This is a genomic window from Streptomyces sp. NBC_00287, from assembly GCF_036173105.1.
In the GTDB taxonomy this organism is placed as follows: domain Bacteria; phylum Actinomycetota; class Actinomycetes; order Streptomycetales; family Streptomycetaceae; genus Streptomyces.
Genome location: NZ_CP108053.1, coordinates 4,023,864 through 4,043,672 on the forward strand (window position 1 = coordinate 4,023,864; position 19,809 = coordinate 4,043,672).

The 19,809-nt window shown below is 69.6% G+C and carries 16 protein-coding genes and 2 pseudogenes; 10 read left to right on the top strand and 8 right to left on the bottom strand.

All coding sequences use genetic code 11. The annotated features are described in order from the left end of the window. The first annotated feature begins 190 nt into the window (after positions 1 to 190). Positions 191 to 871, top strand: coding sequence for a hypothetical protein (locus tag OHT76_RS18225; RefSeq protein WP_328871892.1), 681 nt, complete (start codon positions 191 to 193; stop codon positions 869 to 871). A gap of 153 nt (positions 872 to 1,024) precedes the next feature. Next, positions 1,025 to 1,825: a hypothetical protein gene (locus OHT76_RS18230; protein ID WP_328871893.1), complete on the top strand. Its 801-nt coding sequence runs from the start codon at positions 1,025 to 1,027 to the stop codon at positions 1,823 to 1,825. Here the strand turns inward: OHT76_RS18230 and OHT76_RS44140 are convergent. The 3 genes and pseudogenes from OHT76_RS44140 to OHT76_RS18240 form a co-directional block, all read right to left on the bottom strand. After that, positions 1,816 to 1,965: pseudogene (locus OHT76_RS44140) on the bottom strand (N-acetyltransferase); the annotation flags it as partial. The gene OHT76_RS18230 and the pseudogene OHT76_RS44140 sit on opposite strands and share 10 nt — an antisense overlap. A gap of 10 nt (positions 1,966 to 1,975) precedes the next feature. Beyond that, the gene (locus OHT76_RS44145; protein WP_443049805.1) at positions 1,976 to 2,170 is read right to left on the bottom strand and encodes a hypothetical protein; all 195 of its coding nucleotides are present in this window, start codon (positions 2,168 to 2,170) and stop codon (positions 1,976 to 1,978) included. Positions 2,171 to 2,174: 4 nt separating this feature from the next. Next, positions 2,175 to 2,945 (bottom strand): HNH endonuclease family protein, encoded by a 771-nt coding sequence (locus OHT76_RS18240; RefSeq protein WP_328876566.1) that lies wholly within the window; start codon positions 2,943 to 2,945, stop codon positions 2,175 to 2,177. Positions 2,946 to 3,088: 143 nt separating this feature from the next. Between OHT76_RS18240 and OHT76_RS18245 the strand changes: the two genes are divergently transcribed. Continuing rightward, on the top strand, positions 3,089 to 3,274 hold the full coding sequence (locus OHT76_RS18245) for an Rv0909 family putative TA system antitoxin (protein ID WP_328871894.1): 186 nt from the start codon (positions 3,089 to 3,091) through the stop codon (positions 3,272 to 3,274). A 334-nt stretch (positions 3,275 to 3,608) separates the two neighbouring features. Here the strand turns inward: OHT76_RS18245 and OHT76_RS18250 are convergent, their stop codons facing one another. Further along, complete coding sequence (locus OHT76_RS18250) at positions 3,609 to 4,508, bottom strand: SCO6745 family protein (RefSeq protein WP_328871895.1); 900 nt, start codon at positions 4,506 to 4,508, stop codon at positions 3,609 to 3,611. A 124-nt stretch (positions 4,509 to 4,632) separates the two neighbouring features. Between OHT76_RS18250 and OHT76_RS18255 the strand changes: the two genes are divergently transcribed. Beyond that, entirely contained in the window at positions 4,633 to 5,223 is a 591-nt protein-coding gene (locus OHT76_RS18255; RefSeq protein WP_328871896.1) for a TetR/AcrR family transcriptional regulator, read from the top strand. Between the two features lie 17 nt (positions 5,224 to 5,240). Here the strand turns inward: OHT76_RS18255 and mfd are convergent, their stop codons facing one another. From mfd to OHT76_RS18270, 3 genes are all read right to left on the bottom strand, one after another. Continuing rightward, complete coding sequence (gene mfd / locus OHT76_RS18260; protein WP_328871897.1) at positions 5,241 to 8,774, bottom strand: transcription-repair coupling factor; 3,534 nt, start codon at positions 8,772 to 8,774, stop codon at positions 5,241 to 5,243. A 397-nt stretch (positions 8,775 to 9,171) separates the two neighbouring features. Further along, positions 9,172 to 11,751 carry an ABC transporter permease gene (locus OHT76_RS18265; RefSeq protein ID WP_328871898.1) on the bottom strand — a complete coding sequence of 860 codons (2,580 nt, stop codon included), beginning with the start codon at positions 11,749 to 11,751 and terminating at the stop codon, positions 9,172 to 9,174. Next, positions 11,748 to 12,536: an ABC transporter ATP-binding protein gene (locus OHT76_RS18270; protein WP_328871899.1), complete on the bottom strand. Its 789-nt coding sequence runs from the start codon at positions 12,534 to 12,536 to the stop codon at positions 11,748 to 11,750. Before OHT76_RS18270 ends, OHT76_RS18265 begins: the two co-directional genes overlap by 4 nt. 380 nt (positions 12,537 to 12,916) lie before the next feature. On the opposite strand from OHT76_RS18270, the gene OHT76_RS18275 reads away from it, so the two are divergent. From OHT76_RS18275 to OHT76_RS18300, 6 genes and pseudogenes are all read left to right on the top strand, one after another. Then, a complete protein-coding gene (locus OHT76_RS18275) occupies positions 12,917 to 14,419 on the top strand; it encodes an MFS transporter (protein ID WP_328871900.1) in 1,503 nt (500 codons plus the stop codon). A 21-nt stretch (positions 14,420 to 14,440) separates the two neighbouring features. After that, positions 14,441 to 14,926 carry a GNAT family N-acetyltransferase gene (locus OHT76_RS18280; RefSeq protein WP_328871901.1) on the top strand — a complete coding sequence of 162 codons (486 nt, stop codon included), beginning with the start codon at positions 14,441 to 14,443 and terminating at the stop codon, positions 14,924 to 14,926. A gap of 207 nt (positions 14,927 to 15,133) precedes the next feature. Further along, positions 15,134 to 15,565, top strand: coding sequence for a DUF485 domain-containing protein (locus tag OHT76_RS18285; RefSeq protein WP_328871902.1), 432 nt, complete (start codon positions 15,134 to 15,136; stop codon positions 15,563 to 15,565). After that, positions 15,562 to 17,175, top strand: a complete 1,614-nt coding sequence (locus OHT76_RS18290; protein ID WP_328871903.1) for a sodium/solute symporter — start codon at positions 15,562 to 15,564, stop codon at positions 17,173 to 17,175. The genes OHT76_RS18285 and OHT76_RS18290 overlap by 4 nt, the downstream gene beginning before the upstream one ends. A 242-nt stretch (positions 17,176 to 17,417) precedes the next feature. Next, positions 17,418 to 17,843, top strand: a pseudogene (locus OHT76_RS18295) (RICIN domain-containing protein); the annotation flags it as partial. After that, the gene (locus tag OHT76_RS18300) at positions 17,838 to 18,686 is read left to right on the top strand and encodes a pectate lyase (RefSeq protein ID WP_443049925.1); all 849 of its coding nucleotides are present in this window, start codon (positions 17,838 to 17,840) and stop codon (positions 18,684 to 18,686) included. The pseudogene OHT76_RS18295 and the gene OHT76_RS18300, both read left to right, overlap by 6 nt. A 110-nt stretch (positions 18,687 to 18,796) precedes the next feature. Here OHT76_RS18300 and OHT76_RS18305 read toward each other — a convergent pair whose 3' ends face one another. After that, entirely contained in the window at positions 18,797 to 19,684 is an 888-nt protein-coding gene (locus OHT76_RS18305) for a cellulose-binding protein (RefSeq protein WP_328871904.1), read from the bottom strand. Positions 19,685 to 19,809 lie beyond the last annotated feature (125 nt).

Here is a 19,809-nt window from a genome sequence, read left to right on the forward strand (position 1 = left end):
CGCCCGATTCACCTGCACCTGGTCTGTGACGACGAGCATACCGACGTACGCAAGATCTGAGCATTCACGGCCGTGTACACAAGACATTCTGTGAACCGTGTTGACTCGGTTCACACGCTCTGCTCTTATTGACCCATCGAACGAGCGACCGCCGGTGGAGGCGGTCGCCGCTCAGGGGAGGGGAACAGCCATGGGCATGAAGGGCAAGGTCGCGCTGGGCGCCGTCGTGGGGATCGTCGTGATCGGCGCCGTGTCGGCGAACGCCGGGAACGACAGCGGCGACTCCAGCGACAAGGGCTCTTCGGCGTCCGCGGACCGCAGCACCGGTGGCGAGAAGCAGAAGTCGGACGCGGCGGAAGTCGCCGAGAAGAAGGTCGCGTTCGAGGGGGACGGCGACTTCCAGGTCGGTTCGGACATCAAGCCCGGCACCTACCGCACCACCGGCAACACCGACGGCATGTGCTACTGGGAGCGGGCCAAGGACTCGTCCGGCGAGATGGACTCGCTGCTGGCCAACGACAATGTGACCGGCACGAGTTACGTCACCATCAAGGCCACGGACAAGCTCTTCTCGTCCAGCGGCTGTGGCGACTGGGAGGCCGTCGACGAGAAGGCGAAGGGCTCCCCGGCCTCCAAGATGGCCGGCGACGCGGGCATGCTCAGAGTCGGCGTGGACATCGCACCCGGCACCTACAAGTCCACCGGCAACACCGACGACTCCTGCTACTGGGAGCGCGCCAAGAACGCCGACCACTCGATCGACTCGATCATCGCGAACAATAATGTGACCGGCACGGCCGTCGTCACCATCAGTTCCTCGGACGCCTACTTCAAGACGTACGGCTGCCAGGACTGGAAGAAGTCCGCCTGACCCCGGCCCCTGGGCCGACGTGTCGCCACACGGGGCGCGGCACCACCGCAACACGCACCGCCGCGCCCCGCCCTTGCCGCCCACCCCCATAGGCGGCCTCACCTCAACTGCCAACCAGCGCCCCGCGCGCTACGTCTTCACCGAGGAACCCTCATGCGTCGCACCGCACTTGCCGCTCTCTGTCTCACCGCCGTCGCCACCGTGGCCGTCACCGGCTGCCAGGGCGACGACAAGTCGGAGGGCAAGGCGAAGGACAAGCCGAGCGCCGGCCAGTCCGACAAGGCCAGTCCGTCCAGTGAGCCGAAGGAAGCATTCGCCGGGCTGACCGGCGGGGAGATCGTCGACCGGGCGGTGCAGGCCACCAGCGACGCGGACTCGTTCCGGATCAAGGGCGACATCCCCGACGAGGAGAGCGGCGGCCGGATAGGCATGGACATGGCCGTCAATCAGCAGGGCGAGTGCGCCGGCCATATGAACATGGACGGCGAGGGCAGGGCCGACCTGATCAAGACCGGCGACACCGTCTATATGAAGTACGACGAGGCCTTCCTGCGCAGCCAGAGCGAGGGTGAGCCCAAGGCGGACACCGACGCGGTGGTTGCCATGCTGGCCGGGAAGTGGACCAAGATGTCCGCCACGGGCGGGGGCGCCGAGGAATTGGCCGACTTCTGCGACGTGAACACGATCCTCGGTGACGCCACCGACGGTGAGTCGGACGCCACCCGCGGCAAGACCACGACGGTCGACGGCACGCCCGCGATCACCCTGCACGAGAAGGACGGCAAGGAGAGCTTCACGCTCTACGTCGCCACCGAGGGTGAGCCGTATGTGCTGAAGCTCGTCAGCACCACCCCCGGCGACAGCGGTTCGCTCTCCTTCAGCGACTACGACAAGCCGGTCCCCGCGGACAAGCCCACCGGCGAGATCCTCGACCTGGACGCGCTCGGCGCCTGAGCCGTGGGCACCTCGATGTGGCCCGGGGTGTCGAAGGGCAGCCCGGTCCACTCGCGCAACTGCTCAAGCGAGCCGGACACGGTCATCGAGGCCGGGGCCACCGAGTCGATGACGGCGCCCGCCCGGGCGTGGGCGCTCAGCGGGCACGCTCTAGGCGTGGGCGACGACCTCGCCCTGCTCGTCCTCGGCGAACTGCACATACTCGGGGAGTTCGGTGGCGATCCGGCCGTAGTGGGCGTTGCCCACCGGGTCGTTCAGCACCGGCTCCGGCCAGCTGGCCGCCACCCCCACGACCTGCTCGAACTTCTCGGGGCGCTCGGCCAGGCTAGATACCGTCAACTGCATGCGGTCAGCCTCCGCACTGCCGCAGCATCATCTCCTTGTCGGGCGCCGTCACGGGCAGCTCGTACTTCAGCGAGACCTGAGCGAAGCGCACCGCGTAGGAGCAGCGGATCTGCTTGTTCGGGGGGAGCCAGGAGGCGGGGCCCGAGTCGCCCTTGGAACTGTTGGTCCGGCCATCGACCGGCATCAGGTTCAGCGGGTCGTTGGCGATGGCCTGGCGTTTTCCTTCGGTCCAGCGTGCGGCGCCCATCTGCCAGTCGTAGGAGAGCGGCATGACGTGGTCGATCTGGACCTCCGTGGCACGGGACTTGGTCCAGTCGATCGCCTTGCCCGTGTACGGGTCGTTCAGCCGCATCGACATCACGACGCAGTCCGAGCCGGACCGGAAGCGCAGGTCCTCGCCGTCCCGCTGGAGGAGGTCGTTGCGGGTGTCGCAGCCGTTGCGGGCGAACGGTATGCCGCCCGGCGCCGAGTCCATCCAGGCGTAGCCGAACTCGTCACGGTCGTACCCGGTCTTGGGGCCGCGGCCCTTGGTCGCCACCTTCTCGATCAGCGCCCGTGCCTCGGCCCGGTCGGCGTCGGAGGTGATGACCGCCAATCCCGGCTCGGTGCCGTCGGGGTTGTCCAGAGGACTGACCGCGCGGCCTGGGCCGGCGTCCTGGGCTGAGCCGGAAGCGGCATCGTCCAGGGGCAGATCCTCCAGGTCGTCGCAGCCCGCGAGTACGAGCACCATGCCGAGCACCGCGGCGGATGCCGCCGCCCCGCCCCTCAGACGCATCACGATGCGCCCCTCCCCTGCGTGCCGGATTTCTCCGTCCCACGGTAGCGGCCGAGAGGTCCAGACCATACCGACTGATAATGCGCATTAGTCATATCAGCGGCGTATCGTCGGTTCTGAGTCACCTCCGGAAGGAGCTCTGGATGGGCATCTTCGACAGGTTCAAGAGCAACCGCGGGATGCAGGACAAAGCCAAGGACATGTCCGACACCGCAGAGAAGAAGGCCAACGAGAAGACGGGCAACAAGTACGAGAGCCAGGTCGACGACGCGCAGCGAAGGGGCGAAGGCGCGCTCGGCATGGACCGCGACAGGCCCGAACAGCCGTAGACCGGAGACCCACGGAGGCCCTGAAACCCGCCGGACGCCACACCCCAACGGGGACGCGCCCCGCCGGTTCCCTGAACCACCCCGAAAATAGAGGCCGTCCGCGGAGCCCCACCACCCGCGGGCGGCTTCGTCTCTTCCCACAACGACGGCGCCCACGACGAAGGTTCAAAAAGGCACAGCCAGCCCGGCCGCTCGCAGCCGGAGCAGCGCCCTGCCCATGCACTGCGCGGCCGAGTCCCCGTCGACCCGCATCGGTTCGGGAAGCGGCCCGCCACCGGCGGCGAACGTCCACGCCGGTCGGCCTTCCGGCATGCGCACTAGACTCCGGCGCCCCTCAGACCTTGCCTATCCCCAGCGTCGTCTCCGAGGGCAGCAGGCCTGAGGAGAGGACCGCGACCCAGAACTCGCCCAGCAGGTTGGTGAGTCGGTCGATGTCCTGAGGGGTGAGCGGGCGCCAGGGGGCGGCGGCGAGGTGGTCGGTTTGGTTCTCTATGCCGCGGCGCAGGGCGTGGCCCGCGTCCGTTGCCGTGCCGTCGGGGTTCAACAGGCCGCGGGTTACAAGGCGTTCGCGGGCCGTTGCCCACTCCTGCGCGCTCCAGCCCCGGCTCTCGAAGCGTTCGACGGGCGCGGCGCCTATCGCGGCGAAGGACACGAGTGACTCGATCGGGTCGAGGTCGGCGATGAGCAGGGCGGCGAGGTGGCCGTCGCCGCGGTGTTCGCGCAGGATCGTCGCGGCGTGCCACAGCTGGAGGTGGGGTGGCTCGGGCCAGTCCAGTTCGGCGTTGGCCGCGGCGAGCGGGCGGCCCGCCGTGTTCGCCGCCTCGGCAGCGCGCCGGGCGAGGGCGGCGGCCTCCGCCAGCTCCGGGCTGTCGATGCGGTCACCGAATATCGCGCGGTACGCCCGGTCCATGCCGCGCAGTCTCGCCTCCAGTACGTCATCCGGGCTCGCGATCTTCCACGCCGGGTCGATGTGCTCGGCGACCATGCAGGGGCTGAAGCTGTAGAAGGCGGAGGTCACGCGCTCACTGCCCACCGCACCCAACGGCGCCGCCCGGAACGGGAAGTAGCTCGGCCAGCGCTCCTTCGTGTCGTACCCGAGCGCGGCGGCCTCCTCAAAGACCTCCGGCGCGTAGTACAGCACCGCATGCAGCGGCTCCAGCAGGTGCCAGAGCTGGCGGACACGGGCCGGTTCGATCCCACCGACTCCGCCGACCTCTTCGTCGTACGTCGACATGATGCTTCCCCCTCGCACTCCAGGCAGCCTCGGAGTCAGCGACCCGCTCCGCAACTTGACACTGACAAGATTGCCCGAGCCCGTCGAACTTGTCAATGCCTAGATTGCGCGTACGCTGCTGAGCATGACCCCCGCACCCGCCAAGAAGCCCGCCGAACGCCCGTACCACCACGGTGACCTGCGCCGCGCCATCCTCACCGCCGCGCTCGACGTCATCGCCGCCGACGGCCCGTCCGCGCTGAGCCTGCGTGATCTCGCCCGCCGCGCCGAGGTCTCGCACGCGGCGCCGGCCTACCACTTCAAGGACCGCACCGGGCTGCTCACCGCCATCGCGGCCGAAGGATTCGGGCTGCTCGCGGCCACGCTCACCGAGGCCACGGACCTGAAGGACTCGGGCGTGCGCTACGTACGCTTCGCTCGCGAGCACCCGGCGCACTTCCAGGTCATGTTCTCCCCCGAACTGCTGCGCGCCGACGACCTCGAACTCACCACCGCCCGCACCCTCGCCGGCGACGCCCTGCGCCGGGCCGTCGCCACCGTGCAGTCCGAGGAACTCGGCATCGACAGCCGCCTCGCGGGCGTCGCCGCATGGTCACTGGCCCACGGGTTCGCCACGCTGCTCCTGGGGCACAACCTGGACGGTCCGGTCGGCGACCGGGATCCGGAAGAGGTCTTCCGCGAGTTGGCGGGCATGCTGTTCCGACGCGAGTCATAAGGCGCGCTCAGGGCAGGTCACGACCCCAGAATCGACGCAAGGAACTCCCCGACCCAGCCCAGCAGTTCCCGCCCGACCAGTGGCTTCCCGCCCACCTTCGCCGTCTTCGGCCGCGGCACCAGCACCTGATGCGCCGCCGGCTTGATCACGCTGCCCGGGTACAGGCGCTTCAGCCGCAGCTCCTGCGACTCGCGCAACTCCACCGGGGCGAAGCGGATGTTGTTGCCCTGCAGGACGACCTCGCCGACCCCGCACGCGCGGGCGAGCATGCGCAGTCCTGCCACCAGCAGCAGGTTCTCCACCGGCTCGGGCAACTTGCCGTAGCGGTCGACGAGTTCCTCGCGTACGGCCTTGACGTCCTCCTCCGTGTTGGCGGAGGCGATGGAACGGTAGGCCTGCAGGCGCAGCCGCTCGCCCGGTGCGTAATCGTGCGGGACGTGCGCGTCGACCGGGAGCTCGATCTTGACCTCCAGCGGCGGTTCCTCCTCCACGCCGCCTTCCAGGGACGCGCGGTAGTCCGCCACCGCCTCGCCGACCATACGGACGTACAGATCGAAGCCGACGCCCGCGATATGGCCGGACTGCTCGCCGCCGAGGAGGTTGCCCGCGCCGCGGATCTCCAGGTCCTTCATCGCCACGTACATGCCCGCGCCCATCTCCGTGTGCTGGGCGATCGTCGCCAGGCGCTCGTGGGCCGTCTCCGTCAGCGGCTTCTCCGGCGGGTACAGGAAGTACGCGTAGCCGCGCTCCCGGCCACGGCCGACCCGGCCGCGCAGCTGGTGCAGCTGGGAGAGGCCGAAGTTGTCGCCGCGCTCCACGATCAGCGTGTTGGCGTTGGAGATGTCGATGCCCGACTCGACGATCGTCGTCGAGACGAGCACGTCGAACTTCTTCTCCCAGAAGTCCACCACCACCTGCTCCAGCGCCGTCTCCGACATCTGGCCGTGCGCGGTCGCGATCCGCGCCTCGGGGACGATCTCACGGAGCCTGGCGGCCGCGCGGTCGATGGACTCCACCCGGTTGTGGATGTAGAAGACCTGGCCCTCGCGCAGGAGTTCACGGCGGATCGCCGCGCCGATCTGCTTCTCCTCGTACGGGCCGACGAAGGTCAGGACCGGGTGCCGCTCCTCCGGGGGCGTGGTGATCGTGGACATCTCGCGGATGCCGGTGACCGCCATCTCCAGGGTCCTGGGGATGGGCGTCGCGGACATAGTCAGGACGTCCACATTGGCGCGCAGCTTCTTCAGCTGCTCCTTGTGCTCGACGCCGAAGCGCTGCTCCTCGTCGACGATGACCAGACCGAGGTCCTTGAACTTCGTCTCCGCCGAGAACAGACGGTGCGTGCCGATGACGATGTCCACCGCCCCGTCCTTCAGGCCCCCCAGGACCGCCTTCGCCTCGGTGTCCGTCTGGAAGCGGGACAACGCCCGTACATTGACCGGGAATTGGGAGTACCGGTCGGAGAACGTCCCGAAGTGCTGCTGCACCAGCAGCGTCGTCGGCACCAGCACCGCCACCTGCTTGCCGTCCTGTACGGCCTTGAAGGCGGCCCGGACCGCGATCTCCGTCTTGCCGTAGCCGACGTCGCCGCAGATCAGGCGGTCCATCGGGACCGTCTTCTCCATGTCCTCCTTGACCTCGGCGATGGTGGTGAGCTGATCCGGCGTCTCCGCGTAGGGGAAGGCGTCCTCCAACTCACGCTGCCACAGGGTGTCCGAGCCGAAGGCGTGCCCCGGGGCCGCCATCCGCGCGCTGTACAGCTTGATCAGGTCGGCCGCGATCTCCTTGACGGCCTTCTTCGCACGTGCCTTGGTCTTCGTCCAGTCCGCGCCGCCCAGGCGGTGCAGCGTGGGCGCCTCGCCGCCGACGTACTTGGTGATCTGCTCCAGCTGGTCGGTGGGGATGTAGAGCCGGTCGCCGGGCTGGCCGCGCTTGGCGGGGGCGTACTCCACGACGAGGTACTCGCGCGTGGCGCCCTGCACGGTCCGCTGGACCATCTCGATGTAGCGGCCCACGCCGTGCTGCTCGTGGACGATGTAGTCGCCCGCCTCCAGGGTGAGCGGGTCGATGGTCTTGCGGCGGCGCGCGGGCATGCGCGCGCCGTCCTTGCCAGCCGCCTTCTGGCCGGACAGGTCGGTCTCGGTGAGGACGGCGAGCCGGAGCGCCGGATCGACGAAGCCGTAGTCGATCGAGCCGCACGCCACGTGCACGACGGACGGGCTCAGCGTCGCCAGGTCCGCGTCCAGGCGGGCGGCGATACCCTCGCCGCCGAGCACCTCGACCGTACGGGCGGCGGGGCCGTGGGCCTCGGTGACGTAGACCGTGCGCCAGCCGTCGGCGAGCCAGCCCTTGGTGTCGGCGAGCGCCTTCGCGGTGTCGCCGCGGTACGTCTCGGGCGCGTGCATGCCGAGCTTGAGCGTGTCGGCCTCTTCCAGCGCCTCGTCCGCCGCGAAAGGCGACACCGACCACCACATCATGTCCAGCTCGCCCGCGCGGTCGCGGACGTCCGCGATGGACCACAGGGAGGCCGCATCGACATCGATGGGCGCCTCGCCACCGCCCGCGGTGGCCGCCCAGGACGCCTGCAGGAACTCCTGCGAGGTCGCTACGAGATCGGCCGCACGCGTGCGTACCCGCTCCGGATCGCACACCAGGGCCATCGCACCCTTGGGCAGGACGTCGAGCAGCAGCTCCATGTCGTCGACCAGGACCGGAGCCAGCGACTCCATTCCTTCTACGGCGATCCCCTCGGCGATCTTGCCGAGCAGCTCGCCGAGCTCCGGGTGCTGCTCGGCGAGTGCACGCGCGCGTGCGCGTACGTCCTCGGTGAGCAGCAGCTCGCGGCAGGGCGGCGCCCACAGTCCGTGCTCGGCGACCTCGAGGGATCGCTGGTCGGCGACCTTGAAGTAGCGGATCTCCTCGACGTCGTCGCCCCAGAACTCGATGCGCAGAGGGTGTTCCTCGGTGGGCGGGAACACATCGAGGATGCCGCCTCGTACGGCGAACTCGCCGCGCTTCTCGACCAGCTCGACGCGGGAGTACGCGGCGGCGGCGAGGTCCTCGACGATCTCGTTCAGATCGGCGGTCTGGCCGGTGCGCAGGGCCACCGGTTCCAGGTCGCCGAGGCCCTTGACCTGCGGCTGGAGGACCGAGCGGACGGGGGCGACGACGACGGAGACCGGGCCGGTCTCGGGGTCGTCGGGGCGGGGGTGGGCCAAGCGCCTGAGGACGGCGAGGCGGCGGCCGACGGTGTCGCTGCGGGGGCTGAGGCGTTCGTGCGGAAGGGTCTCCCAGGAGGGGTACTCCACGACGCCCTCCGGGGGGAGGAGGGAGCGCAGGGCGGCCGCGAGATCCTCGGCCTCCCGGCCCGTCGCCGTCACCGCGAGCACGGGCCGGCCGGCCTCGCGGGCCAGGGCGGCGACCGCGAAGGGGCGGGCCGCCGGGGGGCCGACGAGGTCGACGTGCATGCGGTTGCCGTCGGTGGCCGCGGTGATCGCTTCCGCGAGGGCGGTGTCCTTGACGACGGCGTCGAGCAGACCGTGCAGGCTCATGTGGAGGGAGCTTCCGTCCGAGGGTGGGCAACGCGAAGGGCCCGACTCGTCGTACGGGCCGGGGGGTCTCCAGCGTACGTCGCTGCGCGGGCGGGCGCCGGGGCTGTGGATAACGTGGGTTTTCCACAGGTTCGGTGCGGGGGTGGGCCTTGCGGTTTCTCGCCCCCGCCGCCCCTACCCGTCCCATCCCGGGGCGCTGCCCCGGACCCCCGCTGGGGGCTGCGCCCCCAGATCCCCCTTCGGCCCTGAAAGGGCCTTGTCCTCAAACGCCGGACGGGCTGGAAGACAGACGGCCTCGTCCTCGAACGCCGGACGGGCTGAAAGACAAACACCCGGTGCCGGGAAGCCCCCCAAGGCTTCCCGGCACCGGTTCCCCCGCAACCCCCGTGTGCGGTGGCTACTCCGTCGCGATCGCGTTCAGGACGTTCATGCGGCCCGCCCGGAACGCGGGGATCAGTGCGGCGAACAGGCCCACGAAGGCCGAGCCGATGAAGACGCCGCCGATGGTGACCCAGGGGATCTCCAGGACCTTCAGGCCCTCCAGGGCGAGGAGTTTCTGGGCTGTCGCGCCCCAGCCCATGCCGAGGCCGAGGCCGAGCAGGGCGCCGAAGAGGGCGATGACCACCGACTCCATGCGGATCATGCGGCGCAGCTGGCGGCGGGAGAGGCCGATCGCCCTCATGAGGCCGATCTCCCTGGTGCGCTCCACCACCGACAGGGCCAGGGTGTTCACCACACCCAGGATCGCGACGATGATCGCGAGGGCCAGCAGGCCGTAGATCATGTTCAGCAGCTGGCCGATCTGGTCCTTCAGAGCCTCCTTGTAGTCGGTCTGGTCGCGCACGGTGTACTGCGGGTAGTCGTGCAGCGCCGACTTCAGGGACTTGTACGCGGCGTCCTGCTGGCCCTCCTTGGCGCTGGCGAAGATCAGCTGGTCCAGCGGCATCTTGTCGGCCGGCACGTACTTCGCGAGCGTGGCGATCGACATGTACTTGGAGCCCGCATCGATGACGACATCACTGCTGGTGATCGCCCGCACCGTCAACTCGGCCGTCGCGCCGTCCTTGAAGTCGACCTTGATCTTCGAGCCGAGCTGGATGTCGTGCTCCTCGGCGAACTTCTCGTGGACGGACATCGAGTCGGGCTTGTAGGCGTCCGCGAGGTTTCCGGCGACCGTCTTGGTGCGCAGGTCCTGCGCGTACGTCGGGTCGGCCGCGGTGATGTCGGTGTCCTTGAGCGTCTTGCCGTCGGGGGTGGTGTAGTCCGCCTCGGTGATCTTGTACTGGGTGACATGGTCGAGCCCCGGCGTCGACTTCGCCGCCTTCACGGCCTCCGGAGTGACCAGCTGGCCCCTGTCGGACTGGATGATGAAGTCCGTGCCGACGGTCTTGTCGAGCTGGTCGGTCGCCGAGGCGACCATCGAGGAGCCGACGACCGAGAGACAGGCGACCAGCGCGAGCCCGATCATCAGGGCGGCTCCCGTGGCGCCCGTACGGCGCGGATTGCGCAGCGCGTTGCGCTCGGCCATGCGGCCGACCGGGCCGAACATCCGCAGGATCAGGGCGCCCAGGACCCGCACCACGCCGCCCGCGAGCAGCGGGCCGATGACGACGAAGCCGATGAGGGACAGGACGACGCCGAGGCCGAGCCACAGCGAGCCGTCCTTGGCCTTGTCGGCGGACGCGGCCAGGTAGAGGGCGTAGCCGCCGCCCGCGGTGAGCAGCGTGCCCAGCACGGCCCGTACGACGCCCGCCTTGGCGTCCGCCGGGGCGCCCGCGTCCCGCAGGGCGGCCATCGGGGAGACCTTGCCCGCGCGGCGGGCCGGCAGATAGGCGGCGAGGACGGTGACGACCACACCGAGGACCAGGCCGATCGCCGGAGTCGTCCAGCCGATCGTCAGGTCGGAGGTGGACAGCTCCATGCCCATGGTGCCCATGAGCTTCATCAGCCCGACCGCGAGACCGACGCCCGCGCCGACGCCCAAGAGCGAGCCGACCACGCCCAGCAGCAGCGCCTCCACCAGCACCGACCGGTTGACCTGCTTGCGGCTGGAGCCGATGGCCCGCATCAGGCCGATCTCGCGGGTGCGCTGGGCGACCAGCATCGAGAAGGTGTTGATGATCAGGAAGATGCCGACGAGGAAGGCGATTCCGGCGAAGCCGAGCATCGCGTACTTCATGACGTTCATGAATTCCGCGACGTCGTCCTGGTTGGCGTCGGCGGTCTCCTTGGCCGTCATCACCTTGTAGTCGCCGCCGGTCTCGGCGAGCACGTTCTTCTTCAGCTGCGCGTCGGTGACGCCGCTCGCCGCCGTGACGTTGACGTTCGTGTACACGTCCGGCTCACCGACCAGCGCCTGCTGGGCGGTCTTGGTGTCCAGGTAGAAGATCGCCGCGCCGGGGTTGGTGACCTCGAAGTCGGCGATGCCCGAGATCTTCGCGGTGTGCGTGCCGACCGCGCTGATCAGGGAGATCTCGTCACCGAGCTGCAGATCGTGCTTGTCGACGGTGTCCGCGTCCACCATGACCTGGTCGGAGCCCTTGGGCGCCGTACCGGAGGAGATCGCCATGGTGCGGGCGTCGTTGCTGTTCCAGCTGCCGACGATGGTCGGGGCGCCGCTGGAGGGCGAGAGGTTGTCCTTGTCGGCGTCGACGACGGTCACCGAGGTGGAGAAAACGGTCCCCTCCGCCGACTTCACGCCCTGCGCGCCGCGCACCTTGTCCACCACTGAGGCCGGCATGACCGGCGGCTTGCCGTTGTCGGCGGTGGTCTCGCCGGTGTCCGAGGCTTCCTTCGAACTCACCGTCACATCGGAGGAGGTGGCGGCGAACAACTTGTCGAAGGTCGTGTTCATGGTGTCGGTGAACACCAGGGTCCCGCAGACGAAGGCCACCGACAGCAGGACAGCCACGGCCGACAGGGCCATGCGTCCCTTGTGCGCGAAGAAGTTGCGCATCGACGTCTTGAGCACGGTCATGACGTACGCCCCCGGGCGTCGAAGTCCTTCATGCGGTCCAGGACGGCCTCGGCGGTCGGCTTGAACATCTCGTCGACGATGCGTCCGTCGGCGAGGTACAGCACGCGGTCCGCGTACGAGGCGGCGACCGGGTCGTGGGTGACCATCACGATGGTCTGCCCGAGCTCGTCGACCGAACGGCGCAGGAAGCCCAGTACCTCGGCACCCGCGCGTGAGTCGAGATTTCCGGTCGGCTCGTCACCGAAGATGATCTCCGGGCGAGCGGCCAGCGCCCGGGCCACCGCGACGCGCTGCTGCTGACCGCCGGAGAGCTGGGTGGGCCGGTGCTTGAGTCGGTCGGAAAGTCCAACTGTGTCCACCACGCGCGTGAGCCACTCCTTGTCGGGCTTCCGCCCGGCGATGTCCATGGGCAGCGTGATGTTCTCGATCGCGTTCAGCGTCGGCAGCAGGTTGAAGGCCTGGAAGATGAAGCCGATCCGGTCCCGGCGCAGCTGTGTGAGCTTCTTGTCCTTCAGGCCGGTGATCTCGGTCTCGTCCAGGTGGATCTGACCGCTGGTCACGGTGTCGAGACCGGCGAGGCAGTGCATGAGGGTGGACTTGCCGGAACCCGAGGGGCCCATGATCGCGGTGAACTGTCCCCGCGCGATGTCCACGTCCACATGGTCCAGGGCGACGACCCGGGTCTCCCCGGACCCGTACGCCTTCACGACCTGCCGCGCCCGGGCGGCAACGGCCGTACGCCCTCCAGTGCCCCCGTGCCTGGGAATGGTTACGGCCGATGTCATGGCAAATCTCCTATGTCGGTCAGCAGATGAGTCGTGCGAAGCGGTACGTCGATGAGTCTGGTCTTGGGAGGGGTCCGAGCGCGCTGGTGCCCAGCGCAGTCTTTTGCGGGGGAAAACCCCACCCCCGCAAGGCCGGTCAGCCGCCCCCCAGCGGCGTAAAGCCAGGTTAAGGACGCACCCGGGGCCCTCTCGTCCTCCGCCGGTACGAACCCTCCCCGAGCCGTAGTACGGAGGTACCCCTAGGGGCAGTCCGCCCTTCGGTGGAGTACTTCTCGGGGTCGCCTCCACCCTCGGGACCGCCTCAGGCTCCACCCTCCCGCCACGTGAGGGTCAAGTGGGAAGCTGGTCGGCGGCAGATAGGTGCAGGGGGAAGGAATCCGGTGGGCGGCGATACGAGACCTGCGATACGCGACTCCGCACAGCACACCGGACCCGACCGCCGCGGCGCCGTCGTGGCCGCCCTGATGCTGTCGATGGCTCTCGCGGCCCTCGACGCCACCATCGTCTCCACCGCCGTCCCCCAGATCGTCGGCGACCTCGGCGGCTTCTCCTACTTCTCGTGGCTCTTCTCCGGCTATCTGCTGGCCGTGACCGTCTCGCTCCCCGTCTACGGCAAGCTCTCCGACACCTACGGCCGCAAGCCGGTGCTGGTGGCGGGCGCGGCCGTGTTCCTGCTCGGCTCGCTGCTGTGCGCCCTCGCCTGGAACATGGGGGCGCTGATCGCCTTCCGGATCGTGCAGGGCCTCGGCGGCGGCGCGCTCCAGGGCACGGTCCAGACGCTCGCCGCCGATCTGTACCCGCTCAAGGAGCGCCCCAAGATCCAGTCCAAGCTGTCCACGGTATGGGCGGTCTCCGCGGTCGCGGGCCCCGGCGTGGGCGGCCTGTTGGCGGCGTACGCCGACTGGCGGTGGATCTTCCTCGTCAACCTCCCGGTCGGAGCGGTGGCGTTGTGGCTGATCGTGCGTCATCTGCACGAGCCGGAACGCTCCGAAACGACGGCCACGCGCGCGCGTGTCGACTGGGCGGGTGCGCTCGCGGTGTTCGCCTGCGGTGGTGTCCTGCTGACCGCGCTGGTGCAGGGCGGGGTGGCCTGGCCCTGGCTGTCCGCGCCCTCGCTGGCCCTGCTGGCCACGGGACTCGCCCTCGCGGCCGTCGTCGTGCTGGTGGAGCGCCGGGCGGCGGATCCGATCATCCCGGGCTGGGTGTGGCGCCGCCGTACGATCGCCGCGGTCAATCTCGCCCTCGGCGCACTGGGCCTGCTGATGGTCGCCCCGACGGTCTTCCTGCCCACGTACGCCCAGTCGGTGCTCGGTCTCGGTCCCGTGGCCGCCGGATTCGTGCTGTCCGTATGGACGTTGAGCTGGCCGGTGTCGGCCGCGTTCAGTCAGCACGTGTACCGCAGGATCGGTTTCCGCGACACCGCGATGCTCGGCATGGCCGCGGCGGCACTGATCCTCTTCGCCTTCCCGTTCCTCCCGTATCCGGGCCGGGCCTGGCAGCCGACGCTGCTGATGCTGCTGCTCGGCGGCGCGCTCGGGCTCTTCCAGCTCCCGCTGATCGTGGGCGTCCAGTCGACCGTGGGCTGGTCGGAGCGCGGCACCACCACGGCGTCAGTGCTGTTCTGCCGGCAGACGGGCCAGACGCTGGGCGCGGCGGCCTTCGGCGCCATCGCCAACGGTGTCCTCGCCGCGCGCCTCGGCGGCGCGAGCGACCTGGACTCGGTCACCCGCACACTCGGCTCCGGTACGCCGACGGAGGCGACCCGGCAGGCCGTCGCGGACGCGGTGCACGCCGTGTATCTCGGCGCGTCCTGCGCGGCGGCGCTGGCATTCCTGGTGCTGTTGTTCTTGGCTCCGCGGCAATTTCCGGTGATCGGAGACTGAGCCATCCCTATCCTGGGTCGCATGGTGAGGTTGGAGCGGCTGCGGGCCGACCACGCGGACGCGCTGCTGGCCTTCGAGCGGGAGAACCGCGCGTACTTCGCGCGCACGATCCCCGACCGCGGTGACGCATACTTCGAACCCGACGGCTTCGCGGACCGCCACCAGGCGCTCCTGACCGAACAGGGCCTCGGCACCTGCCACTTCCACGTCCTCATCGACGACGAGGGCCGGCTGATCGGCCGTGTCAACCTGGTGGACGTCGAGGACGGCAGTGCCGAACTCGGCTACCGCATCGGGGAGAACGCGGCGGGCAAGGGCGTGGCGACGGCGGCCGTCGGGGCGGTGTGCGGGCTGGCTGCCACGGCGTACGCGCTCACGGAGCTCACCGCGGTCACGACGCTGGACAATCTGGCGTCACGGGCGGTCCTGGAGCGCAACTCCTTCTCGCCCACCGGCGAGCTCATGATCGACGGGCGGCCCGGCATCGCCTATCGCCGCGCCCTGTAGCGGACGGCGCTCTCAAAAAGTCGGAGTTAACGGGGGTAACACCCGAGGTCAGGCCCCTCAAAGCGAAAGCAAGCGCATACATACCACTCAGTTTGCCGAAAGCCTCGCGGATCTTGCTACCAGCGAGTAGCGTGCGTCACCGCTCGACCGCCCCCCACCTCCCTGCGGTCCGCACCCGGACCCGAGCCGCCACGCAAGGAGCACGGGATGAACTCCGACCCGTATCCGCCATACCCGCAGCAACCGCACCAGCAGTACGCCACCTATCCGTGGCTGCCGCCCGTCCCCGCCGACCCCCCACAGCACCGCACCCCGCGCCACCCCGCGCTCGGGCACCACAGCGATCTGCGCATCCTGCGCAGCGCCTACCGCTGGCAGCGGCGCACCGCCACTCTCACCGCACTCGGCTACTTCGTCCTGTTCCTGATCCTGTCGGCGACCGCGCCGTCCTTCATGACGAGCACCGTCACCGACGGCCTGCCCACCGGACTACTGCTCGCCCTGGTCCAACTCCCCGTCACCTGGCTGGCGATCGCGCTGTACGAGCACACCGCGCGCCGTTACGTCGACCCGCTCGCGGACCGCATCCGCAAGCAGGCCGCGGTCGACGCCCGGCGCGAAGGGGCGGCGAACCGATGACGACGCAGTTCACCGACGACGCACAGGCGATGTCCCTGGTCGCTTTCTGCGCCGTCGTCACGATCACACTGCTGCTGTGCGTGATGACCGGCCCCGACCGGGACGACCTCGACGAGTTCTACACCGGCTATGGGTCTCTGTCAGCCATGCGCAACGGCCTGGCCATAGGTGGCGACTACATATCCGCCGCGACCGTGCTCGGCACCACCGGGGTCATCGCCCTGTACGGCTACGACGGCATCGTCCTCGCCCTCAGTACGGCGCTGTCGCTGATGCTGCTGATGTTCCTGCTGGCCGAACCGCTGCGCAACGCGGGCCGGTTCACCATGGGCGACGCGCTGGCCCGCCGGATGCCCGGGCGGAGCGTACGGATCACGGCGTGCGCGGTGACGATCGCCGCGCTGCTGCCACTGATGCTGGTCCAACTGGCCGGCACCGGGCAGCTGATGGCGTTCCTCCTCGGCTTCTCCGGCGACGAACTGAAGACCGGCTGCATCATCGGCGTCGGCGCCCTGATGATCAGCTACGCGGCCATCGGCGGCATGAAGGGCACCGCGCTCATCCAGATCCTGAAGATGGTGATGCTGCTCGGCTCGGGCGCCGTGGTCGCCGTACTGGTGCTGAGCAAGTTCGACTGGAACCCGGGGGCGCTGTTCGACACGGCCGCCGAACAGAGCGGGGTGGGCTCCGCCTTCCTCAACTCCGGGCTGCAGTTCGCGGGCGGGCCGCATCCGGGCCTGGACATGATCAGCTCACAGCTGGCCGTCGTCCTCGGGGGTGCCTGTCTGCCGCATGTCACCATGCGCATGTACACCGCCAACAGCGCTCGTCAGGTGCGCCGTTCGATGTCCTGGGCGGTCTCCACGGTGGTGCTCTTCGTCCTGGTCATCACGGTCGTCGGATTCGGTGCGACCGCGCTGATCGGACGGGCGGTGATCGCCGGGGCCGATCCGCAGGGCAACACCGCCTATCTGCTCGGCTCGCAGGCCGCGTTCGGGGCCGAGGTCTCCACGGCGGAGACCCTCCTGTTCACGACCGTCACCACGGCGATCTTCCTCACCCTGCTCGCCTCGGTCGCGGGGATGATCCTCGCCTGCGCCAACTCCCTCGCCCACGACGTGTTCGCCACCCGGGTACGGGAGTTGTCGGGGCGCCGCGAGATGATGGTGGCGCGGTTGTCCGCGCTGGCGGTGGGGGCACCCGCGATTCTGCTCGCCACGATGGTCCAGCACCGCAGCCTTCAGCCGCTGGTGACGCTGTCGTTCTGCATCGGCGCCTCGGCCATCGCGCCCGCTCTGGTGTACAGCCTCTTCTGGCGCCGCTACACCCGAACCGGCCTGCTCAGCACGCTGATCGGCGGATCGCTGGTGGTGCTGCTGATGATGCCGGGCACGAATCTGGTCTCCGGGTCGCCGTTCTCCGCCTTTCCCGACTCCGACTTCAACTGGTTCCCGTTCACCACGACCGGGCTCGTCTCGATTCCGGCCGGGTTCCTGTTCGGGTGGCTGGGGACGGTGGTGTCGGGGCGCCGTAAGGCCGAGGAGCAGCGGCGGCAGTACGAGGCCGTGGAGGGGTGGATTCTGGCGGGGGCGGTGCGTCGGCAGGGTTGATGGCCGCGGGGGGATGTTGATGTCCGCGGCAACCTTTCACGCCGTCGGTGGCGACAGGGGGACGGAAGCGCACTTGATCTTCCGTCACCCCCGAACCTCCGAACGAGAGCGACGACGTGAGCGAGACAGCAGCAACCCGCGGTCACCGGCCGCGGCGCAGGAAATCGACCCGCCGCAGGGTTTTTCTGATCGGCGGCCTGGTCACCGCCCTGGGTGCGGGCGCGGTCACCGGCGGCATGCTGATGACGGCCTCGGCGTCCGGCCCCGGCGCGGGCACCTACCGCCTGGTGAACGCGGCGGACAGCGCGTGCCTGACCGTGCCGCCCACCGGAACCCGGTTGGCCACGGCGGCGTGCGACGACGGTGCCGGCGCGCAGGTCTGGCAACTGGCCGAGGCGAACGGCGGGTTCACCGTCAAGGCGGCCGACAGCGGGCTGTGCGCCACGGTGAAGGGGGCGTCGAAGTCGGCCGGCAAGGCGGTGGAGCAGCAGGCCTGTGACGGCGGCGCGGCTCAGGTGTGGGCACTGAGCGCGGTGGGCGAGGCGTATCACCTGGTCAACGCGAACAGCGCGAAGTGCCTGAACGTCAAGTCGGCGCTGGCGCAGCAGAACTCGTGCGACAAGGCGAGCAGCAAGAGCTGGACGCTGGTGGCGGAGGGGGAGGTGACGCCTTCGACGTCGGCCTCGGCATCTACGTCCACGTCCCCGTCCGCATCCGCATCCGCATCCGCATCCGCCACCAAGTCGGCTACGGCTTCCCCGTCCGCGTCTGCCACCAAGTCGGCCACGGCATCCCCGTCGGCCTCCGCCACCAGCGGTACGGCCCTTGCCGCTTGGCCGACCCCCACCGGCAACCAGGCCGTGAGCTCCTCCATCGAGGTCTCCGGCACCTACGACGGCTCCCTCAAGCGTTTCTACGGCTCCGGTGACCTCGGCAGCGACGGCCAGTCCGAGAGCCAGGGCCCCCTGTTCGAGCTGGCTGACGGTGCCGTCCTGAAGAACGTCGTCCTCGGCTCCCCGGCCGCCGACGGCGTCCACTGCCTGGGCAGCTGCACGCTCCAGAACGTGTGGTGGGAGGACGTCGGCGAGGACGCCGCCAGCTTCAAGGGCAAGTCGACGTCCGCGAAGTACCTGGTGGACGGCGGCGGCGCCCGCAAGGCGGACGACAAGGTCCTCCAGTTCAACGGCGCCGGCACCCTCACCGTCCGCAACTTCCAGGTCGAGGACTTCGGCAAGCTGGTCCGCTCGTGCGGCAACTGCTCGACGCAGTACCAGCGGCACATCGTCATCAGCAATGTGAAGGCGACCGCGCCCGGCAAGGCGCTGGTGGGCATCAACGCCAACTACGGCGACACCGCGACGCTCTCGGGCGTGACGGTCGTGGGCGACAAGGACCTCACCATCTGCGAGCGCTTCAAGGGCAACAGCAGCGGCGCCGAGCCGACCTCGCTCGGCGAGGGCGCGGACGGCACGCATTGCCGCTACAGCGCCTCGGACGTCACCTACCAGTGACCTGACCGCCGTGCACCGGTGAACCACGCCGGCTTGTGAGCCTCTCGGGAGGGCTCGCGCCGGCTCTCGAGGGGGCGCCCGGGAAACGGGGCTCGGGCGCCCCTGCACCACTACTCCGCCGTGGCCCGTCCCGTCAGCGTGATGAGGCTGTTGCGTACGTGGTCCATATGGGCGCGTACGTCGTCCCAGCGCTCCCCGTGCTCGCGCAGTACGCGCTCGGTCTCGTGCGCGATCCGGTCCTCGTGCACGCGCGCCTCCGCGATCACCTCGGCCGCCCGCGCCCGCGCCTCCTCCTGGCGCCGCCGCCCCGTAGCCTCGGCTTCGGCGAGCGCCTGCTTGGCGTCGGACAGCGCGGCCTCTGCTCGGGCGACCTGTTCGGCGTGCCGGGCCTCGGCCGCCTTCGCCCGCTCCTCGGCCTCGCGCTCGACCGCGGCCCACCGTTCGTTGTGCTCCTTGGCCTGCTCGGCGAGCAGGCCGGTGGTGCGCTGCCGCATCTCGCGCAGGGCGGCGAGCGCCTCGCCGCGGCTCTCCTTGACCTCGCGCCGGGCCGCGATCCGGGACTCGTCCGCCTCGGCGCGCGCCGCGAGCAGGCGCTGACGTGCGCGCTCCTCCGCCTCGGCGCGTACGGACTCGGCGTGCGCCTGTGCCGCGCCGTGCACGCTGTCCGCATGCGCCTGCGCCGCTTCCGTAAGGCGCTGCGCCTCCTGACGCGCGCCTTCACGCACGGCGGCGGCCTCCTCGACCCCGAGCTGGAAGATGCGCCGCGCGCGCTCCCCGAGCGTGTCGTACGTCTGCGGAGCGAGCTGTGCCACGGTCTCGCGCAGCCGTACCGCCTCGGCCTCCATCTCCTTGGCGAGCACGGTCAGCCGGGCTGCGCGCTCCCAGGCGGCGTCCCGGTCCTGGGAGAGCGCGGCGGCGTACGCGTCGACCTGCTCGGGACGGTAGCCACGCCCCCGTACGGCCACGAAGCCGTGAGCCGAGACCGGTGTGCCGCTCATGCTGGAACCTCTCTCCATCAGACGGACGCAAAAATCATGATTTCGCGGACATCTTGATGTATCGGTAAGAAAGGTGCATAACGCGACACTCCGGACACGGGTCACGCAATGTCCGGGGTACGAAC

What these genes read in the sequence shown, in the direction of transcription:
- OHT76_RS18225 (WP_328871892.1), top strand. Translation starts at nt 191, where the DNA reads ATGGGCATGAAGGGCAAGGTCGCGCTGGGCGCCGTCGTGGGGATCGTC.
- OHT76_RS18230 (WP_328871893.1), top strand. Translation starts at nt 1,025, where the DNA reads ATGCGTCGCACCGCACTTGCCGCTCTCTGTCTCACCGCCGTCGCCACC.
- OHT76_RS44145 (WP_443049805.1), bottom strand. Translation starts at nt 2,170, where the DNA reads ATGCAGTTGACGGTATCTAGCCTGGCCGAGCGCCCCGAGAAGTTCGAG.
- OHT76_RS18240 (WP_328876566.1), bottom strand. Translation starts at nt 2,945, where the DNA reads ATGCGTCTGAGGGGCGGGGCGGCGGCATCCGCCGCGGTGCTCGGCATG.
- OHT76_RS18245 (WP_328871894.1), top strand. Translation starts at nt 3,089, where the DNA reads ATGGGCATCTTCGACAGGTTCAAGAGCAACCGCGGGATGCAGGACAAA.
- OHT76_RS18250 (WP_328871895.1), bottom strand. Translation starts at nt 4,508, where the DNA reads ATGTCGACGTACGACGAAGAGGTCGGCGGAGTCGGTGGGATCGAACCG.
- OHT76_RS18255 (WP_328871896.1), top strand. Translation starts at nt 4,633, where the DNA reads ATGACCCCCGCACCCGCCAAGAAGCCCGCCGAACGCCCGTACCACCAC.
- mfd (WP_328871897.1), bottom strand. Translation starts at nt 8,774, where the DNA reads ATGAGCCTGCACGGTCTGCTCGACGCCGTCGTCAAGGACACCGCCCTC.
- OHT76_RS18265 (WP_328871898.1), bottom strand. Translation starts at nt 11,751, where the DNA reads ATGACCGTGCTCAAGACGTCGATGCGCAACTTCTTCGCGCACAAGGGA.
- OHT76_RS18270 (WP_328871899.1), bottom strand. Translation starts at nt 12,536, where the DNA reads ATGACATCGGCCGTAACCATTCCCAGGCACGGGGGCACTGGAGGGCGT.
- OHT76_RS18280 (WP_328871901.1), top strand. Translation starts at nt 14,441, where the DNA reads ATGGTGAGGTTGGAGCGGCTGCGGGCCGACCACGCGGACGCGCTGCTG.
- OHT76_RS18285 (WP_328871902.1), top strand. Translation starts at nt 15,134, where the DNA reads ATGAACTCCGACCCGTATCCGCCATACCCGCAGCAACCGCACCAGCAG.
- OHT76_RS18290 (WP_328871903.1), top strand. Translation starts at nt 15,562, where the DNA reads ATGACGACGCAGTTCACCGACGACGCACAGGCGATGTCCCTGGTCGCT.
- OHT76_RS18305 (WP_328871904.1), bottom strand. Translation starts at nt 19,684, where the DNA reads ATGAGCGGCACACCGGTCTCGGCTCACGGCTTCGTGGCCGTACGGGGG.